We start from the raw sequence: 17,294 nt of genomic DNA, 5'->3' as shown, positions 1-17,294 counted from the left end.
GGAGTCGCCCAACCTGAAGGAGAAGGAATCATGAAAATTGGATTAAGCTCATACAGTTTATTGCAAGCAATTAAGTCTGGAGAGATGAGCATACTTGATGTCATTCAGTGGATTGCGGATAATAACGGGGAGCATATGGAGATTGTCCCGTATGGGTACTCGCTGGTCGATTCCTTGGAACTTGCGGATGCCGTTCGGGAGAAGGCGAAGGAAGTTGGAATCGAGCTGTCCAACTATTCGATGCCGGCAAATTTTGTTCAGGAGACCGAGTCATTATTCGATGAGGAAGTCGCTCGGATCAAACAGCATGTCGATCTTGTTCACCGTCTCGGCATGAAGCATATGCGTCATGATGTTACCGCGTTTACCCTGCCTCAAGAGAAGACAACCATCGAATGGTTCGAGAAGAATCTGCATCTGATGGTTAAAGGCAGTCAGCACATTGCCGATTACGCATTGCAGTATGGCATCACGACGACGATCGAGAATCACGGCTTCAGCGTACAGTCCAGCGACCGGGTGCAGCGCGTCTTGCTCGCGGTAGACCGTCCTAATTTCAAGACCACACTCGATATCGGGAATTTCATGTGTGTGGACGAGCATCCGATTATCGGAGTGAAAAAGAACCTGCCTTATGCATCCCTTATTCATTTCAAGGATTTCTACTTCCGGGCGTATGACGAGCATCCAGGTGGTGGAGATTGGTTCACGACTTCGAACGGGAACTATTTGCGCGGAGCTATTGTGGGTCAAGGTGATATCGATATTCGCAAGATCGTCAAGCTGATCAAGGAATCTGGCTACGATGGGTATATCACGATTGAATTTGAAGGGATGGAAGAATGCAAGTCAGCCTCCCGTATTGCGATGGACAATTTACGCCGCTTCTGGGATGAATGTATCCTTTAAGCGAGCATGGAGGAGAAAAGATGAATCATAGTGGAGTACCGGAGCCTAATATTGATTATGCTCCGAAACAATATATGTGTAGACGCGCGGCCGCGCCACTTGTTCTAGATGGTCGTGTGGATAAGCCTTTCTGGGCAGAAGCAGATTGGACGGATGATTTTGTCGATATCGAAGGGGATCTTCGTCCGATGCCTATGAAGCGTACCCGGGTCAAGATGCTATGGGATGACGATTATTTTTATTTTGCAGCGGAATTGATGGAAGATCAGATCTGGGCTACGTTGACGGAGCGGGAATCGGTCATTTTCTATGATAATGATTTTGAAATTTTCATTGACCCTGATGGGGATACGCACCAATATTATGAATTTGAGATCAATGCGCTCAACACGGTATGGGATCTCATGTTAGTTAAGCCGTATCGTGACGGCGGGCCACCGGTTAACGGTTGGGATATTAACGGACTCCAGAGCGCAGTGCATATTGACGGCGAGTTGAATAAGCCGGGAGCGGCCAATCGGAAGTGGAGTATTGAAGTGGCGATGCCTTGGACTAGCTTGCGTGAGTGTGCACCCGAAGGCCGTCGGCCGGCGAAAGGCGAGTTCTGGCGCGTTAATTTCTCCCGAGTCGAGTGGCGAGCAGAGGTCGAGGATGGCGAATACCGCAAGGTGCTGAATCCGGACACGGGTAAGTCTTATCCAGAAGATAACTGGGTATGGTCCCCGATGGGCATTATCAACATGCATTATCCAGAGCTATGGGGATATGTCGTATTCACTGATGGGGACGGTCCTGAATCATTCCAGCTCTCACCAGATGAACGCATCAAATGGGAGCTGCGCAAGCTGTACTACCGTGAACGCAATTACTTTGCAAGTCACGGTGAATTTACCAAGGACGAGAAGCTGTTGAAGGGTGAAGATCCATGGAGCATCACACCTGTGATCGAAACGACCAGCAGACTATTTCAGATTTCTACGCCTTCATCAGATGGGCGTACAACCTTCTACATTAGGGAAGACGGCAAGCTATGGAAGGAATAATAGAAGGACAGCTATGGAAGGAATAATAGACGGACAGGAGAGAATCGAATTAATGAAACAGGAACAGGAATACATTGTTGCGGGTTATGTCGTCGATTCCAAGCTTTCTGAGATGACACAGGAAGACCTGAATAAACTGACTCATCTGAATGTGGCATTCGGGCATGTTCGGGAGGATAAGATTTGCACGGATCATATGAAACATATGGACCTTCTGCAGGAGATCAAACGCGATCATCCCGAGCTGAACCTTCTGTTGTCAGTCGGAGGATGGAGCGCAGGAGGATTCTCTGAAGCTGCTGCTACCGAAGCGGGAAGAGAACGTATGGCCGATTCGGCAATCCGTGTATTGATCGACTATCCTTTTGACGGGATTGATCTGGATTGGGAATACCCTTGTTATGGAGAAGCTGACATTCATTCGAGCCCTGAGGATAAGACGAATTTCACATTACTCCTGAAGAAGATGAGGGAAGCCTTGGATCGTAAAGGGGGACAGGACGGACGGCATTATTTGCTTACCATTGCTGCGGGAGCTGACCAGTATTACGTAGACGGTACAGAGATGGATCTAGTCCAGCAATATCTCGATTTTGTTCAATTGATGACCTACGATATGCGCGGGGGATTTCAAACGCTGACGGGTCACCACACGAATTTATTTACCCCGACCGGTGATTTGTTCCGCATTAGTACAGACGCCTCCGTCAACCTATTCATCCGTGCAGGTGTTCCGAGGGAGAAAATAGTCATTGGTGCCGCATTCTACTCCCGTATCTGGCATCAAGTTCCGGATCGTAATAACGGGCTTCTCCAGATGGCCGGAAGCACGGGCGGTTATGGGCCTGACTTCACGGCCCTTTCGGCGGATTACATCAATAAGAATGGGTATACCCGTTATTGGGATAGTGAAGCTTGTGCGCCGTTCCTCTTCAACGGCAGCAGCCTCATATCCTATGACGATGAAGAATCGCTTCTGCACAAATGCGATTATGTTAAAAATAACAGTTTAGCCGGTGTGATGTTTTGGGAGTATAGTTGTGACGGGACACATCGGTTACTCGATACCATTCATAAAGGATTGAAGGCGTAGGCACAGGCACAGGCATAGGTATAGGCGTAGGCCGAATCATTAGCGGAAGCACTAGCCTCCTCAATGTTTGTTATCAATTGATTACTTATGAAAGCCGAGTTTGCACCAAAAGGGATACCGTCTTTAGCGGTATCCCTTTTGGTGTGCAATTTTACTTTTGCAAACAAGGAATGGGTCACATAAAAAAACTTTGTGTCCTCTTATCATCAGGCAGCAGCAGATTCACATGATCTTCATTTATGAATGCTATTCTAAAATTCGAGTCAGGAGAAACGGTTAACAAAGGCTTTGATAATGAGGTAAAGTTTCTCCTTTAGACCATTGAGAGACGGAGGCATAGTCTTATGGAGCGTTCTAGTATCAAACTCGTGGTCGCAGTGATGCTAATGACCGTTATGCTGGCAGGATGTGGAGCTCAAAGTGGAAATTCAGTCGTTTCCAATAATGGACAAGAGACGGTTGGAACAGATGGTAGTGGAGCTGCTGGAATCGCTCCAAATCTGACTCAGGTGCGAGCGGCAGCGTAGACCAAGCTCCTACTGGGAATGGAGCGAATGGCAATCAAACTGGCGGTTCAGGTAATAGAGCAGGAGGTCGTCGGTCTGGCGGTTTCCAAATGGAGTTTAAAGAGGGGCAAACGACGCTCACCATCAATGCCAATACCCCAATTATTTCCACAACGCGCGGGCAACAAGGAATGACAACGAGTCAGCTAAAAGCAGTGGATTTGAAAGAAGGCGACATTGTAACCATATGGCTTGATGAGACGAACAAAACAACGGCGCAATACGTGATGCTGCGTAAGATGCCAGCTAATGCTGGAAAGGAAGGGAATAAACAATGAAAAAATGGTGGCTGCTAGGTATAGGCGTACTGCTCGTCGCGGCTGCAGTGCTTGTCTATTTGAAGATGGGCACGAAGAAGGAGACGGCGGCGGCCGTCGTTGCAACGACAACTGTGACGAAAGGAACCATTGATGTTCATGTCAGTGGAACCGGAAGCTTGGCACCTGCCGAGCGTCAGACGATAAAAGCATCGGAACAAGGTACTGTTGGTACCGTAAAGGTCGCAGTTGGCGATAAAGTGAAAAAAGGAGATGTCCTGGCAACAATTGAGGGTGTAGACAACTCCGATAAGATTAAGAGCGAGCAGCTAAATCTGGAGAGTAAGAAGCTTGATCTGCAGGATATGCAGGATAAGTTCAAAGGTGAGACAGATGAGAATAATATTGCTAGCATGAAGCTGAATATGAAGAAACAACAGCTCAGCATTGAACAATCCAATGCAACCATTGCTGACCTTGAGAGCAGTGAAACAGGCAGCACTTTAACGGCACCTATAAACGGTACGGTAACAACTTTGTCAGTAGCCGCAGGAGATTCAATTAATCCATCCTCTGAAATAGCAGAGATTGCGGATTTTGCAAGCTTACAAATTGTAGTTGCGGTTGATGAGCTTGATATCTCACAAGTGAAGGTTGGGCAAGCAGCAACGGTTTCCGTAGAAGCGCTTACGGATAAGAGCTATACGGGTAAAGTGCTGAAGATCGCTGATGAGGGTACGGCGAGCAATGGTGTCTCTACTTTTGATGTTACTATTTCACTTGATAAGGCAGAGGGTCTGAAGAGCGGGATGTCCGCAGAGGCGAGCATTGAAATTGAGAAAAAAGATAATGTACTTTTACTTCCCATTGATGCGGTTCAATCGTTAGGCAAACGCTATATGGTTCTGATCCCTACTGGCAGCCCAGTCACAGCCAGCGGACAAGGCATGACCGGTCAAGGAACAGGTCAAGCTGGCGGAGCACAAGGCACGGGTCAAACGGGTGGTCAAGGCGGTTATGGTGGTGGCAATCGTACAGGAGGCCAAGGCGGTTATGGTGGTGGTGGCAATCGTACAGGAGGCCAAGGCGGTTATGGTGGTGGTGGCAATCGCACAGGCAGCCAAGGCGGTTATGGTGGCAGCAATCGCACAGGCGGTCAAGGCGGCTACGGTGGTGGTAATCGCACAGGCGGCTATGGCGGCGGTCAAGGCGGTTCTCGTACACTGATGACTGGCGGAGGTGTTCCGCAAGTCATTGAGGTTGGCATTCATAATGAGGATTATATTGAAGTTGTCTCTGGTCTTAAAGAAGGCGATAAAGTTATTCTGCCTACCGTTATTTCATCTAGTTCGACGACGAAGCAGCAAGGCGCAGCAGGCGGCTTGGGGCTAGGCGGACTTGGCGGGTTTAGTGGTGGAAGCGGAGCTGGTGGTTTTGGTGGTGGCGGCTTTGGCGGCGGTCAAGGCAGTCAACGCGCCGGATCTTCCTCAAGCGGTTCAAGCGGAGGAGGCACACGGTAATGAAAGCTACACGTGAATCCTTAATCCTTATCGATAAGCTATTCAAGCAATATAAGATGGGCGGGGAAACCGTTCATGCACTTAGCGATATCTCTCTTCGTATCGAATACGGTGATTTTATTGCAATCATTGGTCCGTCGGGTTCGGGAAAATCAACACTGATGAACGTGATCGGCTGTCTGGATGGGCCAACATCAGGGAATTACTGGCTGGATGGAGAAGAAGTGAGTCGTCTAAAAGAAAGCAGACTTGCAGAGATACGCAATCGCAAAATCGGCTTTATCTTTCAAGGCTTCAATCTTTTAAACAAGCTGTCCGCACTTGAAAATGTGGAGCTCCCCCTCGTTTATCGAGGGGTTCCAAGTAAACAACGGAAAGAGCAGGCGATCGAAGCACTCCGCAAGGTAGGGCTTGAGGAACGTGTTCACCATAAGCCAAGTGAACTGTCAGGTGGGCAGCAGCAGCGTGTTGCTATTGCCAGAGCGCTTGCTGGCAACCCTCCGATTCTGCTTGCCGACGAACCGACCGGAGCGCTTGATACACGGACCGGAATCGAAGTGATGGAGCTTATGAAGCAGTTGAACAATCAAGGCCATACAATTGTGCTTATTACGCATGATCCCAAAATTTCTGCACAAGCCTCCCGCGTGGTACGCATTCAGGATGGTGAAATCAGCGAGGAAGGCGGTGAGAGAATTGAACATCAGCCAAGCCTTCAGAATGGCCTTCAAAAGCATTCTAGCTAACAAAATGCGCTCCTTGCTCACGATGCTTGGGATTATTATCGGCGTCGCTGCTGTTATTGCGCTTGTCGGTGTGGGTCAAGGCACCACGAAGAACGTAACGGATCAGGTACAGAGCTTAGGTACGAACCTGTTGACCATCAATATTACCGGTCGTGGCTCTAAGACAACGGTCGACTACAAAGAAGCGAAGGACATCACCGCGAAGAATGATATTCAATATTCGGCTCCGATGAATTCGTCCAACGCAACGGTCAAGAATGGAACGCAGAGCGTTAGTGTCAACGTTGTTGGCTCGACAGCAGATTATTTGGACGTAAAGGATTACAAGCTGGCAGCAGGAAGATTCGTTTCCCAAATCGATCTTGATTATTATCAGAAAATAGCCGTGCTCGGTTCTACGACGGCGACGGATCTATTCGGAACACTTGATCCTGTCGGTCAAAGTTTCCTCATCAATGGTGTTCGTTATAAAGTGGTCGGCGTACTGGCTACGAAGGGCAGCTCACTAACCGGCTCGAATGACGAGGTTGTTGTTATTCCGATCACAAGCGCTGAACGGTTATTCAAATCCAAGGGTGTTAAGACGATTAGTGTACAGGTTGCATCATCGGATAAGATGACAGCTGTCACAGCGGAGCTTGAGGCAGCGCTAAGCGCTAAATTTCGAGGGAATACGAATAGCTACCGCGTGTTCAATCAGCAGGATCTGCTGGATTCCTTCAGCAGCATCTCGGATACGTTATCCCTCGCGCTTGGTGGTGTAGCAGCGATCTCGCTGCTAGTCGGCGGCATAGGAATTATGAATATTATGCTTGTTTCCGTTACGGAGCGAACGAGGGAAATTGGTATTCGCAAAGCGATCGGTGCGAAGAAGAGGGATATATTAACGCAGTTCCTCATTGAAGCAATCGCGCTTAGTGGACTTGGCGGCCTATTGGGTGTGGGCATCGGGATCGGGACCGCGCAAATCCTATCGAAGGCTATGGGGATGACAGTTGTCTTATCGATGCCGATTATGGGGCTGGCTTTTGGTTTCTCCGTCTTCATCGGGGTTGTCTTCGGCCTATTCCCGGCGAACAAAGCCTCCAATTTAAGACCGATAGAAGCACTGCGATTTGAATAAAGAAAGTTCAGCTTAATCGTACGTAAGCATGAAAGCGCCTTGGATCCGAATGTGTGAACGCTGCACGACCGGATCCAGGCGCTTCTTTTTTATTCATTGACGATGATTTTTTGATCTTCGGTAACCCCTTGAATAATTTCACCCTCTTGATTATCTTTATTTGTCACCTTAGTTAGGGTGTGCTATCTTTGATAGACTTGATTATTGTGGCTTGTAAACTTTCGTGTAGGGGGAGACGGTATCAGGATGGGAATAGCTTCAGCAAATAAGACTGCTGCTCAAACAGGAACGATCTATGCCATTTTATTCGCGATCAGTGGGGTACATTTAATGAACGATACGATGCAGGCCGTCGTATCCGCACTTTTCCCCGTTTTGGAGAAATCACTGAATCTATCCTATGGGCAAATGGGATGGATCGTGTTCACACTTAGTATGACCTCTTCGCTTATGCAGCCAGTGGTTGGTTATTTCTCGGACAAGAGGCCTGCACCCTGGATGCTGCCGATGGGAATGGGACTCAGCTTAATTGGGATGGCTGCAATTTCTGTTGCGCCAAGCTTTTTCCTGATCATTTTGGCTGTTATATTTGTAGGTTTAGGTTCAGCGATCTTCCATCCAGAAGGCTCTCGTGTGGTCTACTTTGCAGCAGGAGGCAGACGTGGATTGGCCCAGTCGATCTATCAGGTTGGGGGTAATTTGGGAAGCTCACTGGCTCCGCTAATGACGATCTTTATCTTCCTGCCCTTAGGTCAGCCAGGTGCAATCTGGGGGACATTGCTGGCTGCTACTGCAATTCTTATTCTCCTGCGTGTTGTTCCTTGGTATAAAGAACAGCTTGCCCTGCATGGTAAGCCTGTGAAGCGTGCTGCTAAGACGGACATCAATGAGAATGCCAGACGCGACCGCAAGGTTATTGTATATGCGATGCTGGTTCTGATTCTGCTTGTTTTTGCACGGTCATGGTACTACAGCGGAATATCAACGTATTTTCAGTTTTTTATTAGAAATAAATACGGACTAACGGATCGGGCGGCTCAGATTCCTATTTTTTTATTTATGGCTGCGGGTGTGATGGGCACGTTCTTTGGCGGAATGTTAGCTGATCGTTTTGGCCGAAAGAAGGTTATTTTGTTCTCGATAGCGGGCTCGTCTCCGTTTGCTCTTATGCTGCCTCATCTGTCGCTCGCATGGGTGTATCCGATCATTTTCATCATGGGATTTATTCTGTTCTCCGGCTTCTCCGTCACAGTCGTTTATGCCCAAGAGCTCTTGCCTGGTAAGGTGGGAATGGCATCGGGTCTGATTACAGGTCTGGCATTTGGCATGGGGGCACTCGGAGCTGTTGTAATCGGAAAAGCTGCCGATGTCTGGGGACTTACGCAAGTATTAACCTACTCAAGCGTACTTCCGTTGCTCGGTTTCTTAACCCTGCTGCTGCCAGCGGATCGCCGTGAAAAGGCTTAATGGAAGAGGGACTTTCCATAGAAGCCCGCTGCGCGGACGGATCATTCTTAAGGGTCGCTGTTGTCTCCCTATTTCTTGATTCTATCCCTTAGGGGTAGAAATAAGGAGACAAAGGCGAACGCTATTGCTTCTTCAGAACGATTCCGTCCGCTTCGCTAGGTACTTCGTGATGCCAAGCACTGATTAAAGTAGAGCCAAAAAAGAACCTTCTTTCCACTTTTTAAGTGGTTCCGAAGGTTCTTTTGCACATTTTATGGGATAGACTCACTCGGGTTCGCCCTTTGTGAAAGCCCAGTTTGAGAAATCTCCTATTGAGCTATCGATTACGCAATACTCTCTGCTGACTGTTCAACCTTAGGCTTCGTCATATCGCGCTGGGCGTGAATGAGATTATAATAAATCCCTTTCTTCTCCAGCAGCTCGGTATGGGTACCGACCTCAGCCACTTCTCCCTTTTCTAAAACGAGGAGTCGATCAGCATGGCGCAACGTAGATAGTCGGTGTGCAATGGCGATGGTTGTTCGGTTCTTCGTCACCCGCTGCAGTGCTTCCTGGATCGCCATTTCGGTGTCGATATCCAAGGAGGCGGTTGCCTCATCCAAGATGAGAATACGAGGGTTATTCAGTACGGCTCTAGCGATCGCAATCCTCTGGCGCTCGCCGCCAGATAAATTATTGCCGTTCTCATCGAGCATCGTATCATAACCATCCGGGAAATTAATGATGAAGTTATGAGCATTGGCGACTCTTGCAGCTTGAATAATCTCCTCATGTGAAGCATCCGGCTTGGAATACCGGATATTCTCCATAATCGTACCGGTGAAGAGGAAGGTCTCCTGCAGCACGACACCGATCTGGGAGCGCAAATCCTCTTGTTTAATACTGCGAATATCAACGCCGTCGATCAGAATCTCGCCCTCTGTCACATCGTAGAAGCGAGATACCAAGTTAATTAAGGTTGATTTACCTGAACCCGAATGACCAACAAGTCCAATCATTTCACCTTGCTTCACTTCAAAATTAAGCTGTTTCAGTACGGGCTCATAGGTTTTGTAGCCGAATATAACATCTTTAAAGGAAATTGTGCCTTGGATCGGATGATTCTCGCTAACCTCAACATCCAATACCTCTGGCTGCTCATCGATAACAGAGAACACCCGATCGATCGAGATCACCGCGTTAGCCACCCACCTAGGCATGAACATCAACCAGGCGATTGGGCCGAAGATCATAGATGCGTAAGCACTGAATTGAATCAGTTCCCCGATGTTCATTTGCTTGCCGATAATCATTCCACAGCCAATCATCAGAACAAGATACTGTCCCAGCTCGATGAGATAATTCGTTATCGGAGATAGAATACTGAATAGCCTCTCGCTTTGAACCGTCGCAGCGGCAAATTCACTGTTATAGTCTCGGAAACGTTTGATCTCACGATCCTCTTTGCCGAAGGCCTTTACAACCCGAATACCGCTGAGCACGTCATGCAAGAAGGAATTGGCTTTATCGTACACCCGCCACTGCTTATGGAACAGCTTCCATAGAATCGTTTTCCAGATATAACGATGTAAGAGGGCGACAATTGGAGCAGGGATTAGAACAACTACAGCCAGCCGCCAATCCGCATGAAACAGCAGATAGCTGGCGGACACCAGCATAATGAGCTGGAATATCGCAGTTGTACACAATTCCTGAATCAGATGCCTGATCCGATCCGTATCCGACGTGATCCGGTTCATAATATCTCCAGCACGCTGGGAGGTCAGAAAACCGAGTGAAAGCTGCTGGGTTTTGTCAAAGACCATCTTCCGCAGATCGGCTGCAATACCTGAGCTTACGCCAGCCATTATGCGGCCTCGAGAAATGACCAGCAATTCCCCTAACACAAGCACAAGAAGCATTCCGGCAATGGCCAAATAAAACATATTTCGATCTGCGCTTTGTCCAGCGGGTGGCTGTAAGGAGCCATTTATTAAGAGCTTCTGGAAGAATGGCCCGGTCAGCGAAATTCCTGAAGAGGCGAACAATACAACGAGTCCAAGCGCAAGCTTCTTCCAATGGGCTTGCGAAACCATGAACAGCCTTTTGAATGCGGCTGCTTTACTCATGCACTTCGGACACACCCGAGTCCCGTGTACGAGCGGCCCGCCACATTTTACACAGACACTTTCTTCTTCGTTGTTAAAAATACGAATTCGTCGTTCAGCAGCCATATCGTTCAGGATCTGTGCAATGAAGCCATATCGGGCTGCATGCTGCATCGTGACTCTCACTATGATGCGTTTGGTATGGTGCACTTCTGCTTCCAGAACCGCATTACCAATTAGAGGAACGATCTTATAGTTACTAGCTTCGGCGATAAGACGGCTTTCACGCACCTCGCCGTCCTCCACATACGCCCATTTATCTTGACCGATTACAAGAAAACCCGGCATTCTTCGTCCGGCTAATGATAGATCAGCAGGCACACAATAGACAATTGTCTCTCCGACAGCTTGCTGAGCAGCAAGTAAGTCATGCTCAGCAAGCATAAAATTGAGATTCACTTAAACCTTCATCCCCTTCATGAAAGGCGCCATGCCGCCTACATGCACATTTCAACCATCCGATATTCCTTCTCGCTTATAAGGTTAATGTCCGCGATTACAAAACGGTTGCCATCTACATCCGTAATCAATAATCGGCTTGTCGATATGAGTTTCGTGTTGCTCCCGCCACCGCGGACCGTAAATCGGCATAAACCCGCTGTGGTTTCTGCTTCCCAGTACGCGTATCCGAATTCTTCCTTCACATTAACAACCTTCGTAATCTCTGGAGCAAAATACCGGATTTGAACTTGTTCTTCAAGCAGCTCCGTGGTTTCCGGCGAGAAGTCATCCAAGGAGCGGATCATACCGATCTCCTTATTATCAATCGTACGAATGGATAAATAGATACGCCTGTTTGTATGAGGGAAAGAGCAATGCACATAAACCGATGGATGCTCTTCTTCATCAACCTTAACTGTTAGCATTTGGCCGGCTGTCTTCGTGAAGGTTGTATTGAATTGCGTTAAGTATCGAATATTAGCAGCATCTGCAAGATCGGATTCGCTTGGAGTAATCGCTGCTTCTTTTTCAACAAGAGAAGGTACTATTGCGGTCATGCTGAAATCACCTCATTCATTTTGAGCGCTTCATCATGCTTTTTCACGAGGCTATGATAAGCGCCTTCTAGTGCCATTAGTTCATCATGCGTTCCATTCTCAACTACTTTTCCATTATCCATGACTACCAAATAATCCGCATTTCGAAGTGTAGACAACCGATGCGCAATCGCGATCGTTGTTCTTCCTTTGATTAAGGAATCAAGAGCAGCCTGAATTTGCAGCTCTGTCTCGGTATCCAAAGAAGCTGTGGCCTCATCCAAAATCAGTATGCGGGGATTATGCAGAATCGCGCGTGCAATCGAGAGACGCTGCTTCTCACCGCCGGATAAGTTATGACCGCCGGTACCGACAATCGTGTCAAAGCCATCTGGCAGCTTCTCAATGAAATCATGCGCATGAGCGATTTTGGCCGCATAGATAATATCGTCCACACTGCATTCTGGATTCGCATAGGCGATGTTCTCAGCGATGCTTCCGGAGAATACGTACACATCCTGGGAGACGATTCCGATGTTATTACGCAAAGATGCAGTCGTTAAATCCTTGACGTTAATTCCGTCAATGCGAATTTCACCCTCTGAGACGTCATACAGACGTGAGATAATATTCACCAGCGTTGATTTGCCCGCACCGGAATGACCCACAACTCCGATCATTTGCCCAGGCTTGGCATGCAGCGAGACATCCTTTAGAATCGCTTTATTCGGTTCATATCCAAAGACGATGTTGGATACTAGAATGTCGCCCTTCATATGAACAAGCTCAATGGCATCATCCTTCTCCGTAACGTCTGGAACGGAATCCTGAATCTCAAATATACGCTGTGCGGCAGCCATACAGTACGACCACCAGCCCACAATGTTATTCATGAATTGAATAGGCCCGTACAGAAGGTACATGTAATTGACGAACGTCAGCACTTTACCAAAAGAAATTTCGCCCTGCATAATCATCCAGCCGCCAAATGCCCAGATGAGAAGACCGCCGGTTTGAGTCAAAATATTCAATATCGGAAACACGGTATCGCTCATCTTGTTGAACGATTGCTCTGCGAACGAATAGGACATATTGGCATTATGGAAGCGATCCATTTCCTTCTGCTCTTTACCGAAAGCTTTCACCACACGCGTGCCTCGAATCGTATCACTGATGATGGAATTCATCTTACTAATCGTTCGATGCCTTCTCCATGACAGCCGCCATAGTCTAGGAAACACTTTGCGAACAAGAATGATAACGATAGGGAGCGGGATAAAACAGAGCAGCGTGAGCTTCCAGTCCAATACCAGCAGGATGGCTGTTATTCCAATAATATTCATCGCATTAACGATAAAATAGGACAATCCGTCGACGAAGAAATATTGAAGCTCAGTCGCATCATTAGTAACCCTTGTCATAAGCTGCCCCGTTTGCTTTCGTTGGAAGAAGCTGAGTGACAGCCGCTGCATGGACGAGAACACGCTTGATTTTAGGTCAAAAGCAATGTTAGCGGACATCTTCGCATTAATGACACCGAACAGCACACCGAATAGGAGAGACATGGTTCGGAATCCGATAATGAGAAGAATAATGAGGCCGATTTTATGAGCAAAAACGCCCTTCCCGCCAAGGCCCTGATCAATCAGTACGGAGCCCTGCAAGTATGGAATTACAAGTCCGGTTGCTGAATTTATTAACATGAAGAGAATAATGAGAAACATCGACTTCTTATACTGGCCTGCAAAGGACAGCAGCCTGCCGAAAATCGCATGCTTCTTCATGCATTTCGGGCAAATCTGTCTGCCTTCCTCCGGATAGACCATGCCGCATTTGGGGCAAGCCGCATGCTCGTGATCCTCCTTAAGGAGGTGATCCTCAATGGCCTCTTGCTTCTTAAGCTTAGAGAAAGCAGAAGCAAACTTCGACGCTCTTCCCATCTCGCCATTCGTAAAGGCTGCAACTACACGTTCTTCTTCTTCCTTAATAACAACCATTCCAGATGCAACAAGGTTAACTATGGAAACGTTCTCAATCTTGTGGATGTCGATCACCTCGACCGACCATTGTCCAGAGGATTGAATAGGCTTATTACTTTTATTTGTCTTTCTAGTTACCGAATATCCTTTATATATTTTCTCTGATGATGGCGCATCCTGGCTGGTAACAATAAATAGTCGATCCTTACTTAATATTAAATATGTGTCCAGAAATCCGCCTTCAGTCGTCCGGTCACAGAGCATTGAATAAACAATTTCTTCTTCCCGTAGATGGTTCTGGTTCAACAATGCTTTGATTTCATTGGTCAGAATAATCATCATCTCTTTCAAAAGATCTAATTCGCATGGAGTGTCCATACGTTGACGTGAAGAGCATTACCAAAGATGGCGCTTTCAATCATGTGAATTTACACCTTTTACGCGAATAGGTTTCATCGGCAAAACCTCCTCCGAAAGATAGGATGAGAATAACAAATCAGCTGTTATTCACCATCACTTTTATCATTAACAACAGAATCTTATGACCTTCTCCTATATTTGTCAACATTTAACTGTGGAACGTTATTTCAATATGAATGAATGCTCATTGTATCGTTCTCTTCATCGCGTTGAAATTCGATTTATCATATGCATGAGCCTCCTATGTAATAAGTTCACCCCTTCATTTTAGAACATATGTTCCCTGTTGTAAATATTTACATTTTATTAGATTGCCACGCTAACCTGCCCGTTGAACGATTCGAAACGTCAATAGTGATTTTTTGATTACTCCATAAATGGTTTCATCCAAATCTTATAAAGCATCTTCCCATTGACTAAATCCTGTGAAGTATGAACCTTAATCTTTGCTTTGGTGTAGCTCGTCCATTCGGAACCTCCCGCAAAAGCATTTTTCGTTGAATTATCCTGCCCATCGTATTATAAGGTCACCAGATCTTTCTGGTAGACCTTATTTTTGTGTGGTCATAAGATTACGGTAGTCGGGGATCGAACGTTTCTGCCCGTGGGACTTGGATCCCGAGAGCTATTCCGTTCATCCCCCCTACTTGTTAAACCATGATTAGGCTGGTTGGGACAGAGATCCCGGATAACAAGCGATACTGTGGACGACAAGAAGGCTAGGGGTTGCCGGCGAATATCAGATCAGGAGTGGTTGAATGAACCCTGTCATTGGATTGGATGTATCTAAAGGAGAAAGTCATGCACAAGCTTTTTCAGATCGGGGAACGCCCTACGGAAAGACCTTCCGGTTTAAGCACGATCTTGACGGATTAGCGTCCTTCCTCCGTTATCTTCAAGACTTGGAGTCCTTTACTAGGCAGCGTCCGGCCGTTGTATTAGAAGCAACGGGCCATTATCACAGCCCGGTCATTCAGTTCCTGGATGAGCATCCGTATCTGTACATTATAATCAATCCGTTCCTTTCACACCAAGCAAAAAAGAGCCAATTACGCAAGGTGAAAACGGATGTTGCTGATGCGTATCAACTGGGGGAAATGTTCTACAAAGAAGAGCTGGAGCCTTACAAAAAGCGGGGTCAGTATCTGATGAATCTCCGTTACCTGACTCGGCAATATGAGTCTCTGACGGGTATGTATGTCCAAGCAAAGCTGCAGTTTCAGGCGGTGTTAGATCAGGTCTTTCCGGAATATCATGGCGTGTTTGGCGACCTTTATTCGAAGGTGTCACTCCGTTTCCTGGCTCTATACCCAACGTCTCAATCGGTGCTGGCCATGTCTGAGAACGACGTAACGGTTCGGATACAGCACCTTGTGGGACATGTCAACTCTAACCGGTGGTCGCTGGAACGGGCACAGAAGCTAATAGCTGCAGCAGAGCGAAATCCCTTTAGGGAGACTGCTTTTCCGAGTCATTTAATTGCCTTAGAATTGCTCATTAACTTACTTCTTCAATACCAAGAGCATCTAGCGAAACTTGATCAATCCATAGAGGCTCTGGCTGAAGAATTACAAGAGTATGATTTAGTCCAATCGATACCCGGCATTGGCACCAAAATTGCTGCAACAATTTTAGCTGAAATCGGGGAAATTGATCGGTTCGATCACGCCAAGAAACTGGTTGCGTTTGCCGGTATTGATCCAAGTGTGTTTGCTTCCGGCAAGTTTACAGCAACACGAAATAAAATCACCAAACGCGGTTCTAGGAGGCTTCGGACAGCCTTATATCAAGCTGTAAGGTGTGGTCTGAAAGGCTCACGTAACAAAAGAATAAGAGCTTATTACGATAAAAAGCGTGCAGAGGGAAAACTGTTTAAAGTAGCTGTGATCGCGTGTGCAAATAAACTGCTCCACTGGATTTTTGCGATTTTGACCAAGAAAGAAGCATTCATCCTAGACTGAATATGCAGCGCTTAGATATGGAGGAAAACCTTCCCAATATCTGTGGGACGGTTATTTGTCATATCCTTTTATCAGTATAGCATCCTTCGTTTTGTTCATTAATAATTAAATATTGACAAGCTATTAGCTGGAATAGTTGAGTAAGGGCTGCCATAGGGCACCCTTCAGGAATGTAAGCTGGGTCTATTAGGCATGGAGCTCCAAGGCGCTGTGGCCATATTCACGTTAATCTAAAGCGAATATTGAAGTTAATAAAGTAAAAGCAGCCATACAAGCCTGCTTAAATAATGAAAAGACGACCCTCACCCCCCAAAAATGGGAATGAAGGTCGTCTTTTTATTCATTTCTCATAGCTGCTTCGAAAAACTACAAGTTCTTCAGTGGCCTCCTCAAAAAGGACCGGTTATGGCTGCTTTCATCAACTATCGTGTTCCGTTAGCGGAAAAAGCTGCCAAACGAGTAGGCAGCTTGATAGGTCTCATTACACTCTCTTAGCTTTGTAACGTTCTTTAGTCAATACGTACTTCAATTCACCATTACAATCTTGATTATCTTCTGTCAAACCTGTCAGGACGCAGTCGAACTCAAAGCCGAGCTTCGTGAATATACGAAGTGAAGCTGCGTTCTGTGAATCTGCCTTTGCATATAATCGTTCCAGCCCAATTACATCGAATGCATAAGTAGTTAATGCCATTGCTGCTTCGGACGCATAACCGTTGCCCCAATAATCTCGGCCGATTAAATAATACAATTCATTATCTGGTGCGCTAAAGTCGAGAAGACCTACACCGCACCAACCAACGAAAGCACCTGTCGCCTTGCTACGAATAGCAAATGAATATTTAAACGGTTGGTCGAATGGGGTATTGTAACTTTCGATCAACCAACGAAATAAACCCTTGTAATCTTCCAATGGCATTACGCTCATATGCATGTAAGTGAAAAGTTCTGGATTTTGCATGAGTTCAAACGATTCGATGAGATCACTTTCGATATAAGGCCGTACTACCAGACGTTCAGTTTCTAATCGCATCGAGGATAAGTTTGCATTCATTTAAGGTATCTCCATTCTGGAATTGTATATGG

General features: G+C 46.7%; 14 protein-coding genes. 10 read left to right on the top strand and 4 right to left on the bottom strand.

What is annotated here, in order from left to right; translation table 11 throughout:
- Nucleotides 1–30 precede the first annotated feature (30 nt).
- From EKN16_RS16435 to EKN16_RS16395, 9 genes are all read left to right on the top strand, one after another.
- Nucleotides 31–909, top strand: a complete 879-nt coding sequence (locus tag EKN16_RS16435) for a sugar phosphate isomerase/epimerase family protein (RefSeq protein WP_125659341.1) — start codon at nucleotides 31–33, stop codon at nucleotides 907–909.
- 20 nt (nucleotides 910–929) lie between these two features.
- A complete protein-coding gene (locus EKN16_RS16430; protein WP_125659338.1) occupies nucleotides 930–1,952 on the top strand; it encodes a carbohydrate-binding family 9-like protein in 1,023 nt (340 codons plus the stop codon).
- Between the two features lie 52 nt (nucleotides 1,953–2,004).
- Complete coding sequence (locus EKN16_RS16425; protein WP_125659335.1) at nucleotides 2,005–3,045, top strand: glycoside hydrolase family 18 protein; 1,041 nt, start codon at nucleotides 2,005–2,007, stop codon at nucleotides 3,043–3,045.
- 344 nt (nucleotides 3,046–3,389) lie between these two features.
- Nucleotides 3,390–3,572 carry a hypothetical protein gene (locus EKN16_RS16420; protein WP_125659333.1) on the top strand — a complete coding sequence of 61 codons (183 nt, stop codon included), beginning with the start codon at nucleotides 3,390–3,392 and terminating at the stop codon, nucleotides 3,570–3,572.
- 89 nt (nucleotides 3,573–3,661) lie between these two features.
- Nucleotides 3,662–3,889 carry a hypothetical protein gene (locus tag EKN16_RS16415; RefSeq protein ID WP_125659330.1) on the top strand — a complete coding sequence of 76 codons (228 nt, stop codon included), beginning with the start codon at nucleotides 3,662–3,664 and terminating at the stop codon, nucleotides 3,887–3,889.
- Complete coding sequence (locus EKN16_RS32650; RefSeq protein ID WP_179955550.1) at nucleotides 3,886–5,388, top strand: efflux RND transporter periplasmic adaptor subunit; 1,503 nt, start codon at nucleotides 3,886–3,888, stop codon at nucleotides 5,386–5,388. The genes EKN16_RS16415 and EKN16_RS32650 overlap by 4 nt, the downstream gene beginning before the upstream one ends.
- Nucleotides 5,388–6,134: an ABC transporter ATP-binding protein gene (locus EKN16_RS16405; protein WP_125659327.1), complete on the top strand. Its 747-nt coding sequence runs from the start codon at nucleotides 5,388–5,390 to the stop codon at nucleotides 6,132–6,134. The genes EKN16_RS32650 and EKN16_RS16405 overlap by 1 nt, the downstream gene beginning before the upstream one ends.
- A complete protein-coding gene (locus EKN16_RS16400; protein WP_232015804.1) occupies nucleotides 6,109–7,257 on the top strand; it encodes an ABC transporter permease in 1,149 nt (382 codons plus the stop codon). The genes EKN16_RS16405 and EKN16_RS16400 overlap by 26 nt, the downstream gene beginning before the upstream one ends.
- 246 nt (nucleotides 7,258–7,503) lie before the next feature.
- Nucleotides 7,504–8,724, top strand: coding sequence for an MFS transporter (locus EKN16_RS16395; protein WP_125659321.1), 1,221 nt, complete (start codon nucleotides 7,504–7,506; stop codon nucleotides 8,722–8,724).
- A gap of 323 nt (nucleotides 8,725–9,047) precedes the next feature.
- On the opposite strand, the gene EKN16_RS16390 is transcribed toward EKN16_RS16395, so the two are convergent.
- From EKN16_RS16390 to EKN16_RS16380, 3 genes are read right to left on the bottom strand one after another with little or no spacing between them, the layout of a single operon-like run.
- A complete protein-coding gene (locus tag EKN16_RS16390) occupies nucleotides 9,048–11,270 on the bottom strand; it encodes an ABC transporter ATP-binding protein (protein WP_125659318.1) in 2,223 nt (740 codons plus the stop codon).
- 38 nt (nucleotides 11,271–11,308) lie between these two features.
- The gene (locus EKN16_RS16385; RefSeq protein ID WP_125659315.1) at nucleotides 11,309–11,869 is read right to left on the bottom strand and encodes a DUF1854 domain-containing protein; all 561 of its coding nucleotides are present in this window, start codon (nucleotides 11,867–11,869) and stop codon (nucleotides 11,309–11,311) included.
- Nucleotides 11,866–14,136: an ABC transporter ATP-binding protein gene (locus tag EKN16_RS16380; protein WP_232015802.1), complete on the bottom strand. Its 2,271-nt coding sequence runs from the start codon at nucleotides 14,134–14,136 to the stop codon at nucleotides 11,866–11,868. The genes EKN16_RS16385 and EKN16_RS16380 overlap by 4 nt, the downstream gene beginning before the upstream one ends.
- An 869-nt stretch (nucleotides 14,137–15,005) precedes the next feature.
- Here EKN16_RS16380 and EKN16_RS16375 point away from each other — a divergent pair.
- The gene (locus EKN16_RS16375; RefSeq protein WP_125659312.1) at nucleotides 15,006–16,208 is read left to right on the top strand and encodes an IS110 family RNA-guided transposase; all 1,203 of its coding nucleotides are present in this window, start codon (nucleotides 15,006–15,008) and stop codon (nucleotides 16,206–16,208) included.
- 481 nt (nucleotides 16,209–16,689) lie between these two features.
- Here the strand turns inward: EKN16_RS16375 and EKN16_RS16370 are convergent, their stop codons facing one another.
- Entirely contained in the window at nucleotides 16,690–17,262 is a 573-nt protein-coding gene (locus EKN16_RS16370; RefSeq protein ID WP_125659308.1) for a GNAT family N-acetyltransferase, read from the bottom strand.
- Nucleotides 17,263–17,294: the final 32 nt, after the last annotated feature.

Source organism: Paenibacillus baekrokdamisoli (assembly GCF_003945345.1).
GTDB classification, from domain to species: domain Bacteria; phylum Bacillota; class Bacilli; order Paenibacillales; family Paenibacillaceae; genus Paenibacillus_Z; species Paenibacillus_Z baekrokdamisoli.
The sequence above is the reverse complement of the archived record's forward strand: the minus strand, read 5'-3'. Positions and strand labels throughout refer to the sequence as shown.